The sequence below is a fragment of the Alteromonas sp. 5E99-2 genome (assembly GCF_017368475.1).
In the GTDB taxonomy this organism is placed as follows: domain Bacteria; phylum Pseudomonadota; class Gammaproteobacteria; order Enterobacterales; family Alteromonadaceae; genus Alteromonas_F.
This window is the reverse complement of the sequence record NZ_JAFNJE010000010.1, coordinates 1-16,980: the sequence shown is the minus strand read 5'-3', so window position 1 is coordinate 16,980 and position 16,980 is coordinate 1. Positions and strand designations below refer to the sequence as shown.

Genomic DNA, 16,980 nt, shown 5'->3' with positions numbered 1-16,980 from the left:
GAGAGCAGCATATGAAATCGCAAATTCAAGATGTGACCAACCGAATTATTGAACGAAGTAAAGCTACAAGACAGGCCTATTTGAGTAAAATAGACAATGCCCGTAAACAAGGACCGCACCGAGGAACATTATCATGTGGGAATTTAGCACACGGGTTTGCAGCATGCGGCGTAGAAGGTAAGAAAGATCTACGCAGTATGACTAAAGCTAATGTTGCTATTGTATCTTCATACAATGATATGTTGTCTGCGCATCAACCTTACGAAACCTATCCAGCACTAATTAAACAAGCTGTAGCCGAAGTAGGCTCAGTGGCTCAATTTGCAGGTGGTGTACCGGCAATGTGTGACGGCGTTACTCAAGGTAATGCTGGAATGGATTTAAGTTTGATGAGCCGTGATGTAATCGCAATGAGTACCGCCATTGGCTTATCTCATAATATGTTTGATGCGTCATTAGCACTAGGTATTTGCGATAAAATTGTACCTGGCTTATTAATTGGCTCGTTGTCTTTTGGTCATTTGCCAACGGTATTTGTACCTGCTGGCCCAATGCCATCAGGGCTACCTAATAAAGAAAAAGCACGAGTAAGACAAGAATACGCAGAAGGCAAAGTAGGGCGAGACGCCTTACTTGAAGCAGAGTCTCAGTCGTATCACTCTGCGGGTACTTGTACGTTTTATGGTACCGCAAACAGTAATCAGCTTGTTGTAGAAATGATGGGTTTACATTTACCAGGCTCATCATTTGTGAATCCAGGAACACCGTTACGTGATGCGTTAACAAAAGCAGCTGCGGTGCAAGCAACGCGATTAACCGACCTTGGTGATAACTATACGCCAATAGGTCATATTGTTGACGCCAAGTCTATTGTAAACGGCTTAGTCGGGCTACTTGCTACTGGTGGTTCGACGAACCACACTATGCACCTTATCGCCGTTGCGAGAGCTGCTGGTTATATAGTGAATTGGGACGATTTTTCAGACCTCTCTGATGCCGTGCCTTTGCTTACTCGTATTTATCCTAATGGTTCAGCAGATATTAACCACTTTGTTGCAGCAGGTGGTATGAGCTTGTTGTTTAAAGAGCTACTTGATAACGGCTGTCTGCACAATGATGTGAAAACCGTGTGTGGTGACGGGCTTGAGCGTTACATGGGAGAGCCAAAACTGATTGATGGTGAGCTGGATTGGGTACAAGGTATATCCAAATCTTTAGACTCAGAAGTTCTTTCTACCTATGCCGCACCTTTTAAGCCGAATGGTGGCTTAAGTGTGCTTAGTGGTAATTTAGGTAGAGCTGTGATTAAAACATCTGCGTTACCCACACCAGAATGCCACATAAAAGCGCCAGCCGTTGTATTTGAAGACCAATTTGAATTAGACGATGCGTTTAACTCTGGTGAATTGGATAAAGACTGTATTGTGGTTGTTCGCTTCCAAGGCCCTTCCGCTATCGGTATGCCAGAACTTCATCGCTTAACGCCTCCACTAGGAGTGTTACAAGACAAAGGCTTTAAAGTTGCATTAGTAACCGATGGCAGAATGTCTGGGGCCTCTGGTAAGGTGCCTGCAGCGATTCATGTTGCACCAGAAGCTTACAAAGGCGGCTTATTAGCTAAGGTGCAGCAAGGGGATTTAATTGAACTAAATACCGCTACGGGTGAATTAGTATTACATGTGCCCGAAGATGAGTTAGCTCAGCGAGAAGCCGTTGTTCCTTCACTGGAAAAACATGAAGTGGGCATGGGAAGAGAAATGTTTGGCAATATGCGAGCAAGCTTAACCAGTGCGGAAGAAGGGGCCTGTGCCTTGTTTGAGCCTTTGGAGAAAAGCGAGTGACAGCTCAATTTGTAGCGGATGTCGGCGGTACAAATATACGTTTGGCTACTGTAGTGAATGGTGAAATTACTGACATTTTAAAAATGTTATGTAATGAACACCCCACTATTGAAGCCGCCATTAAATACTATTTTAGCTTGCACCCGGAAAAGAATTTTACGTCTGGTTGTATAGGAATAGCGTGTCCGGTTAACCAAGACCAAGTGACTATGACGAATCACTCTTGGGCTTTTTCTAAAAAAGCGTTGCAAGAAACATTGTCACTAGAGCACTTGTCTGTCATCAATGACTTTACTGCTGTAGCTTATTCATTGCCTTTGTTAAAAGGAGAACAACTTTTACAAGTAGGCGAAGGACAACCTATTGAAGGCGCAAATATAGCGGTGCTTGGACCTGGAACTGGACTTGGAGTAGAACATTTAACGGCCGTTGAATCTGGCTGGAAAACCCTAGACGGAGAAGGGGGGCATGTTGATTTTGCGCCAACCAATGAAGACGAAATTGATGTTTGGCGTTATGTGAGCGCACGTAAAGGCAGAACTTCAACAGAAGATGTGTTGTCAGGTCAAGGCCTGACAAACATATACAATGCACTGAATGAAAAAGCGAGTTTAGGATTACAGAAGCGTTCGCCAGCGCAAATTACTACGGCAGCGTTAGATGGGTCTTGTGATACCTGTTTAAAAACACTTTCTATTTTTTGTCGCGTAATGGGGGCATTTGCTGGTAATATTGCAGCGAATTTAGCCACTCATGGTGGTGTTTTCATTGGCGGTGGTATTGCCTCTCGTTTTACTGACTTTATACAAAAGAGTGAGTTTAGGACGTGTTTTGAAGCAAAAGGGTGTGTTGCAGAGTATATTCGACACATACCAACATATATTATTTTAGAGCCTGATCATGGGCTAATAGGCGCTTATGCCTTTTTAAACCAACAATTAGCGAGTGTAGATAATGAGTGATAACTGGCAACTTTCACCCGAAGAAGTATTCAATGCGGGACCTGTTGTACCTGTTTTAGTGGTAAACGACGTAAATAAAGCAGTGCCGTTGGCAAATGCACTTATTGAAGGTGGTATTAAAGTTCTAGAAGTTACACTTAGAACGGAAGCAGCGTTAAGTGTAATTGAAGTCATTGCAAAAGAAGTGCCTGAAGCCTTTATTGGTGCTGGTACCGTAACTAATGCTCAAGACTTAAAAAGTGTTACCGATGCAGGTGCTAAATTTGCAATCAGCCCAGGTTTAACTTCAAACCTTCTTTCTGCGGGCATGTCTGGAAGTATTCCTCTTATCCCTGGAATTGCGTCAATTTCCGATCTTATGACTGCGGCTGATCACGGATATCAATTCTTGAAATTCTTCCCAGCAGAAGCTGCGGGTGGAATTAAGGCGATTAAATCGATTGGCGGTCCATTCCCTAATATTACATTTTGTCCTACAGGTGGAATTAGCCCAGCTAATTACCTTGATTACTTGGCACTTAAAAATGTTCGTTGTGTTGGTGGCTCTTGGTTGGCTCCTGACGACGCAGTAGCGAATAATGATTGGTCAACTATCACTGAGCTTGCAAAAGCAGCAGTGGAAGGCGCTAAAGGCGCTTAATCAATTTTTAAGCGCGTGTATAACGCGCGCTTAACTTATCACTTGTTCCAATGTGTGACTTTCTTCAGGTTGCAGTTCTTTCCACTGTGTTAAAGCCGTTTCAACACACACCATATTGTTAAAACCCTCGTTATTCATATCAGCCATAGAAAGTGACGTTTCTTTCCACGGATTCCAAACCACAATACTGTCGTGGCCACTGTGCTGAATACCTGACGTGATAGTTGTGTTTTTAATATGTGTCACTGAGCTTGTGCACAGATGAATGCGGTCAGTTTCTTCGATTATTTTATAAGGTACAGGTGTTGTTTTACTCGCCCAGTTATCTAACTTATCTTTATAGTTTCCAGTAATACCGCTTATTTCAGCACTTGTAATATCTTCAAATGAAAAATAAGTGTGCAAAGCACCGTTGAATATCACAGCTTGTGTGCTTGTGTTTGTGGTTTTTAACGACACCTTTAAGGTATCACTAACTACCACTATAAGCTTTACTTCTACATCAGCATTGAACTGTTTAAACTGCGTTGTTTCCGGCACCAGTGTTAATGTGGTTTTCTTGTCGTCGCCACTGTGGGATTGAAGAGTCCATGTCTGGGTTCTTAAAAAGCCATGAGAGGGAAGGGAGTCATCATCAAACTGGTTGTCGTTACCAAACCAAGGCCAGCATAATGGAATGCCTCCACGGATAGGCTTTTCTCCCTGAAAATTGGCATCAGAACTCAACCACAGTCGTTCTCGGTTATCTTTAGATGGAATAAACGAAAGGATATGAGCGCCAAATAAGGCGATCTCCGCTTTACCTAATGAATTACTGACAACAAGAACATCTAATGCGCCTCGTTTTGATGTAGAAATTGAAGGTGAAATATCCATACAAGAATAACCAATACCGAAAAAATAGAGTGTAGATTTATAGTGCAGCAGATACAAAAAAGGTGCGAGATATTTCGCACCTTTTATTATAAAAAGTTAAACTTTTACTTTGAGATATGAGCAACTAAGTCAAGTACTTTACTTGAATAGCCCCATTCGTTGTCGTACCAGCTTACTAATTTCACAAAGGTATCTGTTAATGCAATACCTGCTGTTGCATCAAAAATACTTGTTTTCGCTTCGCCAATGAAATCTTGAGAAACAACTGCATCTTCAGTGTAACCAAGAATGCCTTTTAAAGACCCTTCAGAGGCTGTTTTGATTGCTGCACAAATGTCAGCATAAGAAGCTGGCTTGCTTAGGTTAACTGTTAAATCAACAACAGATACATTGGTTGTTGGAACGCGGAACGCCATGCCCGTTAATTTACCGTTTAGCGCAGGAATAACTTTACCTACAGCTTTTGCAGCACCAGTAGATGATGGGATGATGTTTTGGCTAGCACCACGTCCACCACGCCAGTCTTTCATTGAAGGTGCATCAACAACTTTTTGCGTTGCAGTTGAAGCGTGAACAGTTGTCATTAGACCGTCAACAATACCAAACTCGTCATTAATTACTTTCGCTAATGGCGCTAGGCAGTTAGTTGTGCACGATGCATTAGAAACAATGGTTTGTCCTGCATAAGTTTCGTTGTTAACACCCATTACGAACATAGGTGTGTCATCTTTAGAAGGCGCTGACATTACAACTTTTTTCGCACCTGCATCTAGGTGAAGCTGTGCAGTTTCTTTCGTTAAGAAAAGACCGGTTGATTCAACAACAACATCTACATCAACATCACCCCATGCCAATTGTGAAGGATCTTTTTCTGACGTTATTCTAACTGTGCGGCCATTAACCACTAAGTTACCACTTTCTACACTAATGCTACCGTCAAATTGACCGTGTGTTGAGTCATACTTCAACATGTAAGCAATGTAGTCAGCATCAAGTAAGTCGTTAACTGCTACAACTTCTATGTCATCGCGTAATTCTGCAGCGCGAAAAACTAAACGTCCAATACGGCCAAAGCCATTAATTCCAACTCGAATTGTCATGAGGTACCTTTAACATGAAAAATGAAATTTAATTACGTAAAGTATGAATGAAAAACGGGCGTTAATCAAAACAATGCTGCTATTTTGTTAAAAAGTTACAGAATTGATTAACTTTACATCAATAACATAGGAGCTCGACACCGGGTGTAAGAGTGCTAGTCTAGTTATAGTCGCTGAAATACTTTCTATTGGGTAACGCTTAGAAGGAAAATGGGATGGACAAAATTGATTTAAACGCACTTGTCGATTTATACGGAATAGAAACCTCTTACCTTGATGCATGGGGACAGCCATCTCAAGTGAGTGAGTCCAGTCAAGCAAAGCTATTGAACATGATGGGCGTGGATGTTTCCGATGGCGAGGCTGTCGATGACATGCTTGCATTTAGTTATGAAAACACATGGACATCACTCCTACAACCAACGTTAGTACTGAAGAACAATGAACCATTTTCGTTTGTTGTAACCCTACCTATTAATGATGCTACCAGCGAGTTAACCGGCACATTAACAACAGAAGAAAGTAAGACCATAGCATTTGATTTTGTTCCTATCGATGGCCTGCTGGTTGATGTTAATCAAAGTGGTGATATAGAAATTCACAGGTATTTGATTACATTAAGTGACGAAGTGCAAAAGCAAGTGGGGCTGGGCTACCATACTCTTGATGTGAATTTTAATGGTGAGTTAGCTTCATCGAAAGTGATTATGGCTCCTGAAAGATGCTTTACGCCGGACATGATTAGCGAAGGAAAGAAACCATGGGGTTTCAGCGTTCAATTGTACAGTCTGAGAAGTCAAAGCAATTGGGGCATGGGTGATTTTGGTGATTTAGTTTTACTAGTAGAAAGTGCCGCAAAGTTAGGTGTGGATTTTATTGGTTTGAACCCTATTCACACCTTGTTTCCTTCTTTGCCAGAAAGTTGTAGCCCTTATGGCCCTTCATCTCGTCGCTGGATAAATTACCTGTATTTAGACGTTACCCAAGTAACAGGGTTTCATTGTGCTGAGGTGCAAGATATCTTTAGTCAACCGAGTTTTCAAAATGAGCTAACGCGGCTAAAAGAATCTGAATATATTGATTATGCTGGTGTGGCTGCACTTAAACTACCGATATTAAAAACGTTATTTAATTACTATAAATCCGATGTTTTTTGTAACCAACCTACAGAAAAAGCTAAATTCGACAGGTTTGTCGAAAAAGGTGGGAAAAGTTTAGAAACCCAAGTGAGCTACGATGCTCTTGTTGATTATTACCATGAAAAAGATAAAAACTGCACGAGTTGGCATGGGTTTCCCAACGATTTAGCCGAATGTGATAGTTCCGCCGTACGTGAATTTATAAACAACCATAAAAGCGAAATTGAATTCTATCAATTTCTTCAGTGGCAAGCTCAATCCCAGTTAGAGATGGCTCAAGACTCAGCCGTGAATGCAGGGATGAGTATCGGCTTATATCGAGACTTGGCAGTAGGGGTTAGCGAAGGTTCGGCTGAGGTGTGGGGCAATCGAGATTTATATTGTACCGATGGCAGTATTGGCGCGCCACCTGATGTGCTTGGGCCTTTAGGGCAAGATTGGGGATTACCGCCAATGCACCCGCAAAGGTTATATGAGCAGGGCTATCAACCTATTATTGATTTGTTTTCCAGTAATATGCAATTCAGTGGCGCCTTGCGTATTGACCATGTTATGGCGTTGTTGCGACTGTGGTGGGTCCCCAAGGGTGACAATGCTACTGAAGGTGGTTATGTGTATTATCCTGTGGATGATTTATTAGCTATATTGGCATTGGAAAGCCACCGTAATGAAAGTTTGATTATTGGTGAAGATTTAGGCACTGTACCTGACGAAATACGAGAAAAGCTCAGCGCGAGTGGCATCTATTCTTATCGCGTTTTCTTTTTTGAACAAGCTGATGATGGCGGCTTCTTTTCTCCTTCTCATTATCCTGAACAGTCAATGGCAACACTGACAACCCATGATATGCCAACCCTGATAGGGTTTTGGCATTGTTTAGATTTAGAAATGGGTAAATCACTGGGGTTATACCCAGACGAGAATGTATTGCAGAATTTATACGCGCAAAGGCATAGCAACAAGCAATCTATTTTAGATACGCTCCATGGTCATGGCTCTGTGGGGCAAGACGTCAATAACGATGTTAATGTGACGGGAATGTCCGAAGCGTTAAATGTTGGGCTACATAAGCACCTGGCCGCAGGATCAAGTCGCTTGCTCAGTTTTCAATTGGAGGATTGGTTACATATGGATAAACCGGTCAATGTTCCCGGCACATTTAAAGAATACCCTAACTGGCGCAGGAAGTTGTCTGTAGATATCGAAGAGTTATTTGCCTCTTCATTTGTACAAACTCTGGCTAAAAACATAACTCACGTTCGTCAATAATAGGAATGGAGTAAATATGCTCATTAACCAGCAGCTCGAACAGGCAAGGTGTACTAACCCTTTTTCAATACTAGGGCGTTATCTTGTAGACGATGTGGTTTGGATAAGGGCGTATTTACCCAGCGCGATATCGGTTAAGGTCGTGAGTGAAAACGATGAGCTTTGTAAGGGCGTTGAATTGGCGCGAGTGACTAAATCGGGACTTTTCGAAGGGCCTGTAGACGCACTAAGTGAAGCCTCTTTGTATAAATTGAAAGTAACAGAAGAGGGGAGAGAGTATGACTTTTTCGACCCTTATCAATTTACCGAACAGGCCTATCACGGTGTTCACTTTATTGATCATGCCGCTGAAAACTTATACCGCCAAGGTGGTGCGCAGCAAATTACACTTTGTGAAACCTATGGTATACAGGCGACGCGTTTTGTTGTGTATGCGCCGAATGCGTCTAGCGTGTCTGTTATTGGTGACTTTAACCAATGGGACGGTCGTTGCCATCCGATGCAAAAAACCGAATTAGGTTTTTGGATTATTGTTCTTCCTCAGGTAGCCCCCGGAGCGCGATATAAGTACGAATTGAAAAATCCGCAGGGAGAAGTGCTACCCCACAAAGCCGACCCTCTTGGTTTTTGCGCCGAACAATATCCATCTCATGCCTCTATTGTTTTTGATCACAGTCGTTATCAATGGGACGACGAACACTGGTTGACGCAAAGAAAGCAAACAAATCCTTATCAATCGCCTATGAGCATATACGAAGTACATCTAGGCTCGTGGATGAAACCCAAAAACAGCAGTGACAAGTTTTTATCCTATCGCGATATTGCCCATAAATTGGTGTCTTATGTAAAAGATATGCAATTTACTCATGTCGAGTTAATGCCGGTAAGTGAATACCCGTTTGATGGTTCTTGGGGCTATCAGCCGGTGGGAATGTTTGCGCCCACGAGTCGCTTTGGCAGTCCTGATGACTTTAAATATTTCGTTGATTACTGCCATCAAAATAATGTGGGGGTGATTATCGATTGGGTTCCTGCTCATTTCCCAGAAGATCCTCATGGTTTAGCTAGGTTTGACGGACGTTGTGTATACGAATATGAAGATGCCAGGAAGGGCTGGCACCCAGATTGGAATAGTTGTATCTATGATTTCGGTAAAGATACTGTACGTCAATTTCTGGTAGCCAGTGCGCTTATGTGGTGCGAGCACTATCACATTGACGGGTTAAGGGTTGATGCCGTTGCGTCTATGCTGTATCTCGATTATTCCCGTGAAGAAGGGGAATGGGTACCGAATGTGGATGGCGGGAATCACAATTATGAAGCCATTAGTTTACTGCAATGGATGAATGCTGAAGTGTATCGGCAGTATCCCGGTGCCATCACTATTGCCGAGGAATCTACCTCTTTTCCTAAGGTGTCTAGTCCTGTTTTTTCTGGTGGTTTAGGATTTGGCTTTAAATGGAATATGGGATGGATGAATGATTCCTTGGGATACATACAAAAAGAACCGGCACACCGTAAATATCATCACGGTGAAATTACATTTAGCATGGTTTATGCCTATGATGAGAATTTCATTTTGCCTATATCCCACGATGAAGTCGTTCATGGTAAAGGCAGTTTATTAAATAAAATGCCCGGCGATGAATGGCAGCAAGCGGCAAACCTTAGGGCTTACACTGGGTTTATGTTTGGTCACCCAGGTAAGAAGCTTAACTTCATGGGCAATGAGTTGGGGCAGGGAAAGGAATGGGATCACGATGGCGAGCTTGATTGGGGGCTGTTAGCGTATCCAAAACATAAAGGAATTCAGTCTTTGTATAGAGACTTAAATACACTTTATGTACGTTATCCCGCTTTGTATCAATGGGACCATGAAGCCGGCGGCTTTCATTGGGTTGATCACGATAACGCAGAACAATCCATTTTATCTTTTGCGCGACATGATAGGTTAGGTAAACAAAGCCTTTATGTCATAGTGAATTTCACACCGTTACCTCGTACTGACTTTAAATTCGGTGTTAAAGACGCAGGTTCGTATCGGTGTATTTTAAACACAGATGGCAAAGACTATTGGGGGAGCGGTTTTCCGTTTAAACAAGAGGCGTTATCGTTAAACGAACCTATGCATGGTCAGCCCCATGCTATAAATATTGATATTCCCCCTTTGTCAGCTCAGTATTGGCTAATCGAGAGAGAGTAATATTATGAATATCACTTTTGGCACGCCATACCCTTTAGGCGCTTCTGTAACAGACCAAGGCGTTAATTTCGCTATAGCGTCTGATGTTGCTTCCTATATCGAAATTTGTTTGTTTGATGACGACGGCACTATGACGCCGGTTATGTTACCAGCGAAAACAGGAACAATTTGGCATGGCTGTATTGAAGAGCTGAAAACCGGACAGCATTATTGCGTTCGGGCCGGTCAGGCCGATAACGCCACATCCGATACTCCCTTGTTGATTGACCCCTATGCCAAATTATTAGATGCTCCAATTCATTTTGATGCAAAGCAGCACAACGAGAGCAATAGGTTTTCAGTACCCAAAGCCATTGTCACCGCCTCAGCACCTGAGCCTCGCACAGCTAAGCCAAAGATAAACCACAGTGAACGTATTATTTACGAAGCCCATGTGAAAGGGCTGAGTCAATGTCATCCAAATGTGGATTCGAATCATCGAGGAACTTATTTGGGAGCATCACATCCCGATATTGTTGCTCATATCAAATCTCTTGGGGTTACCACGGTTCAATTTATGCCTGTGTTTGCCTTTATGCCAGAGCCTTATATCACCAATAAGGGCATGACAAATTACTGGGGCTATAACCCTGTTAGCTATATGGCTCCAGAGCCTCGCTATGCAAAAGACAATGCACTAACTGAAATAAAAACCATGATTGATACTTATCATGAGGCTGGCATAGAAGTCATTATTGACGTGGTGTTTAACCACACCGCAGAAGGCAGCGACGATGGGATCGATTTATGCTTAAGAGGCTTGTTTGGCAAAGAGGTTTATTTACATACTCAAGATAAAGCCGGGCAGTCATATTACGCCAATTACTCTGGCTGCGGTAATACGGTTAATACCGCGCATCCTTTCATGTTTAGTTATATTTTGGATGCGTTACGTTATTGGGTTGACGATATTGGCGTTGACGGTTTTAGGTTCGATTTAGCGCCGGGATTGGGTAGAGAGCATCATGATTTCAACCGTTTATCTGGCTTAATGAAGGCTATTTTACAAGACCCTTCGCTAAAGCACACCGTGTTAATTGCCGAGCCTTGGGACATGGGGCCCAATGGTTATCAACTAGGGGCTTTTCCTTATCCTTGGTTAGAAGTCAACGATCGATATAGAGATACCCTGAGAGCGTTTTGGCGCGGTGATCACGGTTTAGTTGGTGAGTTAGCCACTCGACTTATGGGGTCGCGAGATATTTTTTCCAAAGCCCATAGACCAAACTACTCGTCAGTAAATTGTATTACGTATCACGATGGCTTTACCTTGCATGATTTAGTGACTTATAACGACAAACACAATGTCGACAATGGCGAAGACAATAGAGATGGACATAATCACAATTTATCGAATAACTATGGCGTTGAAGGCGAAACTGAGAACCTTGCTATTGTGAAGTTACGAGAAAAACAAAAACGCAATGTGTTTGCGTCGTTACTTTTATCTCAGGGGACGCCTCACTTTGTTGCGGGAGATGAACTAAGTCGAACGCAAAAAGGGAATAACAATGCCTATTGCCAAGATAATGAGATCAGTTGGTTAGACTGGTCGATGACATCAAAAAAAGAAAACTTCTTAGCCTTTTGTCAAAAAATAATATCACTGCGGCAAGAAAGTGCGTTGTTAGGCGACATTCATTTGCTCGACGATACCTTTCACCACAGTAACAACATTGAAGCAATAAAGTGGTACAAAGCTGATGGTGCAGAGAAAGCGACTAAAGATTGGCATCAAAATGATTCCAATGGTTTTGCTATAGAAATTATTGGGTCTAACATGGCTGGTGAAACTCAACAAAAAAGAGAGCGCTGGTTACTGTGCATCAATGGTGGCCAATCAGATTTGCGTTTTACCTTACCTAAAGAAGCGTTTAAATCGGGGTGGCGTTTACGTTTGGACACGCGACACGACAGGTTGGAAAGTACGCCAGATATCTGCATTCGCTACGCATTTTTACAAGAAGCGCGGTCACTGACATTATTTTCCTTTGAACAGTCGTTAACAAACCCCAACTGAGGATGCTATTATTAGTAAAATTTTTTATTGAGTTTAACTATGTCTTCAGCAGTACCTAACACAGACACGCTTTGCGATATTGGCTTCATTGGTTTAGGAGTTATGGGTAAAAACCTAACGCTAAATTTAGCGGATAACGGGTATAAAATAGCGTGTTTTGATTTAGATCAAGACCGTGTTGATGACATTGTTGAACAAGACAAAAAAGAGCGAGGCGACCAACCAGCTAGGGTGGTTCCTTGTCAGTCTTTTACTGAATTATTGAAAAAGCTTGCCGCACCTCATCTTATTATTCTTTCTGTTCCAGCAGGTGAGCCTGTTGATCACGTTTGTTCACACCTTATTGATGCAGGAATTGATGCTGACGATATCGTGGTTGATACCGGAAATAGTTTGTGGACTGACTCTGTTGAACGAGAAGCCAAATATAAAGGTAAGTTTATTTTCTTTTCTACCGCGGTTTCTGGTGGGGAAGTCGGCGCGAGATTTGGACCGTCTCTTATGCCGTCAGGTAATCCTTATGCATGGACTCGTATCGAGCCCGTTTGGCATGCAGCTTCAGCAAAAGTTGACGCAAAAACAGGCAAGCCTATCGAGTCATTTACGCCGGGCAAACCTGTTACTGAAGGTGAGCCTTGCGCTACCTATATCGGCCCTATTGGTGCAGGTCACTATGTGAAAATGGTTCACAACGGCATTGAGTATGCCGATATGCAACTTATTTGCGAAACCTATCACGTAATGCGCGAAGCGCTGGATATGACACCCCCTGAAATTGCAAAAGTGTTCAGAGAATGGAATGAAGGGGAACTGAATAGTTACCTTATTGAAATCAGTGCTGAAGTACTTGATGAGATTGATGAGCAAAGTAACCAACCTATTGTCGATGTTATTATGGATAAAGCAGGGCAGAAAGGCACTGGGTTATGGACAGCCGTTAGTGCGTTGCAGGTGGGGAGTCCTGCTCAAACTATCACTCAAGCGGTTTTTGCCCGCAGCATTTCCAGTTTTAAAGAAGAACGCTCTGCAGCCAGTGCAATTTTAGAAGGGCCAGAAAAAATGGCCTTATCTGAACAAGAGAAAGCTGAGTGGATTGAGCAGCTTAAACATGCTCTTTATTGTTCTAAAATATGTGCTTACGCTCAAGGCTTCCAGCTAATGGCTATTGCAGGTAAAGAACATGGTTGGAACCTAGAGTTTGCTGAAATCGCTAAAATTTGGCGTGCGGGATGTATTATCCGAGCTGTGTTTTTACAATCGATTACTCAAGCCTATGAGAACAACGATAAATTAACTAACCTATTGGTTGACCCTTTCTTCGCTGAACAAATTACTCAATACCAAAGTGATTGGCGTACAGCTGTGTCTAAATCGGTACTTGCTGGTATTCCATGCCCAGCTATGACATCTGCAATTTCTTATTACGACGCATATCGCACTGAAGTGCTGCCAGCTAATTTATTGCAAGGACAAAGAGACTTTTTTGGCGCGCATACGTTCGAACGTAATGACGAGCGCGCGGGGAATAAATACCACGTGCAGTGGAGTGAACCAAACCGACCAATGGTTTGTATCAAGAAATAACTAAATCGACAGTAGGTGATAGGAAAAACAATGAGTAACGATGATAAGTGGAAAGATAGCCTCGATGCGCAAACTTACAGCGTTACTCGACAAAAAGGAACGGAAAGGCCTTTTACTGGCAAGTGGTTAAACGAAACCAGAGACGGTCAATACGTTTGCATCTGCTGCGGCGCGAACTTATTTGAATCGAGTACAAAGTTTGACGCCGGTTGCGGGTGGCCTTCGTTTTTTGCACAAAGTGACAATAATAACGTGGAGTACCGTGAAGATGTTAGCCACGGAATGAAACGAGTAGAAATTGTGTGCAAACACTGCGATGCCCATTTAGGCCATGTGTTTCCTGACGGCCCCGCACCTACAGGGCAGCGTTACTGTGTGAATTCAGTCTCTTTAGATTTTCAGCCAGATTAAATATTATTCACTTAGAAGAGTGAAATTTCTAACAAAATGTCACGGTCTTCTAAGGTAATATAAAAACGACTTTTTCTGAACATGACAAACAACACCCAACCTGCATCAACGCCTTGGTATAAATGCGCCCTAACGAGTTGGGTGAGAGATATTGCAGTTGTGCTAGTGATATTTTTTGGTATTAGTGCGTGGCAAACTAAAGATATGTTAAAAGCCGATGGCACGGTACAAGTCGATACTATTGTGTTGCCTGGTTTGGACGACGAGCAGCACAAATTATTTGAACCCGCAGAATTTGACAAGCCCACCTTATTGTATTTCTTCGCGCCATGGTGCGTGGTGTGTAAAACCAGTATTGGAAATTTAAACGAATTAGACAAAGACAAAATTAACATTGTTAGAGTTGCGGTAGATTACAGCTCATCGCAAGCGGTAATTGATTTCGTTGAAGAAACCCGAGCTGAAGGGCCGGTTTTATTAGGTAGCAATAATTTAAAACACCACTTTAAGGTTCCTGGTTATCCGTCTTATTACCTTATTGACGAAGAACAAAAGATCATTGGCCGTTCTATGGGATACAGTACAGAGTGGGGCCTTAAGCTAAAAAGCTACTTAGCGAATAAATCATAATACAGATTCAAATTTAGAGTGTTAGCTCTATAACTTTCAAACTTTCAAACTTTCAAACTTTCAAACTTTAACTTTTTAGTATTATGTAAAAGCGTCTCAACTGTTTATTTAACCTAAAACGGTTAAAGTGGGGAATGGCTTGTTCATATCTTTTGCCTCCTGTTTAAATAATCAATTTAGAAATGTGCGCCGTTTTAAGTGACGCTAGACGTTGTGTATCACAATAAAATATGAAATATTAAATCTAGTTTAGGTAAGACGTTATGGTTTGATTGATGGCGCTCATGCACCTTCATTCAGAATGAAATATCTTGTACAGCTTAGATTTTTTACATTGTTTTTCTTCATCCATGAAATCGTGGTCTTTAAGACTTCATAATAAAATAAAAAAGGTAATTTACCTTTTTAAATAAATATTAGAGCAAGGGATTATTTTAATATTATGTTTATCAGTTACTTGCAATCAATTAAAACTAGCTTGCCTGTCAATAAGGTAAACCTACTAATTATTGTTTCATTAACAGGCTGTTAGAGGGCTTAAAATCTAACTATGAAATATAAATTTTATACATGTGATGTTTTTACAGATGTGCGCTTTGGTGGTAATCCACTTGCAGTTTTACCAAACGCAGAAGGTCTGTCGAGTAAACAAATGCAGAAAATCGCTAGAGAATTTAATTACTCTGAGAGCACATTCGTTTTTCCGAGTAAAAATGGATGCAGTAAAAACGTTCGTATATTCACACCTACGCACGAAGTTCCCTTTGCCGGTCATCCTAATATTGGAACTGCGTTTACATTAGCCAAAATAGGAGAACTTGGTAGTATTGATGGAGAACTAAGTATTGTTTTTGAGGAAAAAGCAGGCCAAGTCCCAATCACGATTCGTAAAACTAGTTCAGGTATCTGGTGTGAACTTAAAGCACCTGAATCATTATCTATAGGAAAGTCTGTGTCAATAGATTTGATCGCCTCAGCACTTTCGCTGGAACCTGAAGATATAGTTACAAAAATACACCAGCCTGTTGTAGCCTCTGTAGGTTTACCCTTTATTATTGTGGAACTCAAAAATCGAACGGTTTTGGAAAGTGCTCGTTCTTATATACCTGCGATAGATGAAATTAATTCGAAAGGGATTAGACCTGATATTCTGGTTTATATTCGCTCAGATGATGAGTTTGACATCCGTGCTCGTATGTTTGCTCCACAAGACAATGTGCCCGAAGATCCCGCAACTGGTAGTGCCAACTGTGCCCTCGTTGCAATGCTAAGTCACTATAAAATAGATACACAAGGAGAAGCTAACTGGCGTATTGCCCAAGGTGTTGAGATGAATCGACCCAGTGTGCTTGATGCTCGAACAAAAAACATACAAATGGGATTATCGACGTATGGGTTGCTGGAACTTGCAAGATGGTAAGTGAAGGGTTTATAAAAATTTAGATGATAGAAGTCCCTCTAACAAGTTGCTGCATCGGAAAAACTACTCGCTCGCGCTCGTATTTTTCCGCTGAGCAAGGCGTTATGTTTGTGTAAATTAAATCTCTTGTAAAATTTTCCTTAGTTGTAATTAATGTATCCAGTTCTTTTGCAGTGCTGCTTTTTCAAACTTAGATTGATTAACTTTGTTTTTGTATCAGAGTAACTCAAAGGTGTTGATTAATTTTTAGGCAATCGGTAATCTAATAAATACCTAAATGCGTGTTGAATTTTTATAGTACATTAAAAAATTCAATTAATATTATTATTCAACAATAAGGGAATTTAGCATGAAAAAAAATATATCTTTGATTTTTATAGTAATCTCTTTAACTTCATTTAGTTTTTTTACTTATGCACAATTATTTGCGAATGGTGTGCCTGTTTATTTTTCTAATCACGGTCCCGGTGCCGCAGGAGTTTATGCAAATGGGACTATGATTCGCTTCCTGAACACGACAAATAATATGATTCAATGCGGCGTAACTCAAACTGCCACAGGTCTGTGGAAGGCAACTGTTTGGCTAAAGCCTAACCATTACGCTAGCTTAGATTTACCTTCTGGACATTACACGTGGTCTTGTAGTTATTAAAAACATAACAAGTCATTACAAAGGACTAAAAACAGCTGGCCGTGCTCGTGCCTCGCTATTTTGGCAAACAATTTGTAGCCCCTTATTGGGGCTACATGTACTCCCCTTTGTCAAGCAATTGCTTTTTGGATAACAAGAAGATCTGACAGCAGCTCTACATTCGGCGTTTATTAGCTTTGTTACGCTATCGCCCT

At 41.6% G+C, this 16,980-nt stretch carries 13 protein-coding genes; 11 read left to right on the top strand and 2 right to left on the bottom strand.

Translation table 11 applies throughout. The features are described 5' to 3' along the window. The first annotated feature begins 11 nt into the window (after window positions 1–11). The 3 genes from edd to J3L16_RS11095 are packed head-to-tail and all read left to right on the top strand — an operon-like array spanning window position 12 to window position 3,443. Window positions 12–1,841, top strand: a complete 1,830-nt coding sequence (edd, locus tag J3L16_RS11105; protein ID WP_207613052.1) for a phosphogluconate dehydratase — start codon at window positions 12–14, stop codon at window positions 1,839–1,841. Beyond that, on the top strand, window positions 1,838–2,803 hold the full coding sequence (glk, locus tag J3L16_RS11100) for a glucokinase (RefSeq protein ID WP_207613051.1): 966 nt from the start codon (window positions 1,838–1,840) through the stop codon (window positions 2,801–2,803). The genes edd and glk overlap by 4 nt, the downstream gene beginning before the upstream one ends. Then, the gene (locus J3L16_RS11095) at window positions 2,796–3,443 is read left to right on the top strand and encodes a bifunctional 4-hydroxy-2-oxoglutarate aldolase/2-dehydro-3-deoxy-phosphogluconate aldolase (RefSeq protein ID WP_207613050.1); all 648 of its coding nucleotides are present in this window, start codon (window positions 2,796–2,798) and stop codon (window positions 3,441–3,443) included. Before glk ends, J3L16_RS11095 begins: the two co-directional genes overlap by 8 nt. 30 nt (window positions 3,444–3,473) lie before the next feature. On the opposite strand, the gene J3L16_RS11090 is transcribed toward J3L16_RS11095, so the two are convergent. Both J3L16_RS11090 and gap read right to left on the bottom strand, forming a co-directional pair. Further along, the gene (locus J3L16_RS11090; RefSeq protein WP_207613049.1) at window positions 3,474–4,319 is read right to left on the bottom strand and encodes a D-hexose-6-phosphate mutarotase; all 846 of its coding nucleotides are present in this window, start codon (window positions 4,317–4,319) and stop codon (window positions 3,474–3,476) included. 104 nt (window positions 4,320–4,423) lie between these two features. Continuing rightward, entirely contained in the window at window positions 4,424–5,419 is a 996-nt protein-coding gene (gene gap, locus J3L16_RS11085) for a type I glyceraldehyde-3-phosphate dehydrogenase (protein WP_207613048.1), read from the bottom strand. A gap of 215 nt (window positions 5,420–5,634) precedes the next feature. Between gap and malQ the strand changes: the two genes are divergently transcribed. The 8 genes from malQ to J3L16_RS11045 all read left to right on the top strand — a co-directional run bounded on the left by malQ (window position 5,635) and on the right by J3L16_RS11045 (window position 16,786). Then, window positions 5,635–7,827 (top strand): 4-alpha-glucanotransferase, encoded by a 2,193-nt coding sequence (gene malQ / locus J3L16_RS11080; protein WP_207613047.1) that lies wholly within the window; start codon window positions 5,635–5,637, stop codon window positions 7,825–7,827. A 16-nt stretch (window positions 7,828–7,843) separates the two neighbouring features. Next, window positions 7,844–10,030 (top strand): 1,4-alpha-glucan branching protein GlgB, encoded by a 2,187-nt coding sequence (gene glgB, locus J3L16_RS11075; protein ID WP_207613046.1) that lies wholly within the window; start codon window positions 7,844–7,846, stop codon window positions 10,028–10,030. Between the two features lie 4 nt (window positions 10,031–10,034). Beyond that, a complete protein-coding gene (gene glgX, locus J3L16_RS11070) occupies window positions 10,035–12,089 on the top strand; it encodes a glycogen debranching protein GlgX (RefSeq protein ID WP_207613045.1) in 2,055 nt (684 codons plus the stop codon). A gap of 39 nt (window positions 12,090–12,128) precedes the next feature. Next, complete coding sequence (gene gndA, locus J3L16_RS11065; RefSeq protein WP_207613044.1) at window positions 12,129–13,673, top strand: NADP-dependent phosphogluconate dehydrogenase; 1,545 nt, start codon at window positions 12,129–12,131, stop codon at window positions 13,671–13,673. 30 nt (window positions 13,674–13,703) lie between these two features. Further along, the gene (msrB, locus tag J3L16_RS11060) at window positions 13,704–14,084 is read left to right on the top strand and encodes a peptide-methionine (R)-S-oxide reductase MsrB (protein ID WP_207613043.1); all 381 of its coding nucleotides are present in this window, start codon (window positions 13,704–13,706) and stop codon (window positions 14,082–14,084) included. Between the two features lie 81 nt (window positions 14,085–14,165). Next, window positions 14,166–14,714 carry a TlpA disulfide reductase family protein gene (locus J3L16_RS11055; RefSeq protein ID WP_207613042.1) on the top strand — a complete coding sequence of 183 codons (549 nt, stop codon included), beginning with the start codon at window positions 14,166–14,168 and terminating at the stop codon, window positions 14,712–14,714. A gap of 550 nt (window positions 14,715–15,264) precedes the next feature. Continuing rightward, a complete protein-coding gene (locus J3L16_RS11050) occupies window positions 15,265–16,134 on the top strand; it encodes a PhzF family phenazine biosynthesis protein (protein WP_207613041.1) in 870 nt (289 codons plus the stop codon). 349 nt (window positions 16,135–16,483) lie between these two features. Beyond that, complete coding sequence (locus tag J3L16_RS11045) at window positions 16,484–16,786, top strand: hypothetical protein (protein WP_207613040.1); 303 nt, start codon at window positions 16,484–16,486, stop codon at window positions 16,784–16,786. The last annotated feature ends 194 nt before the right edge of the window (window positions 16,787–16,980 follow it).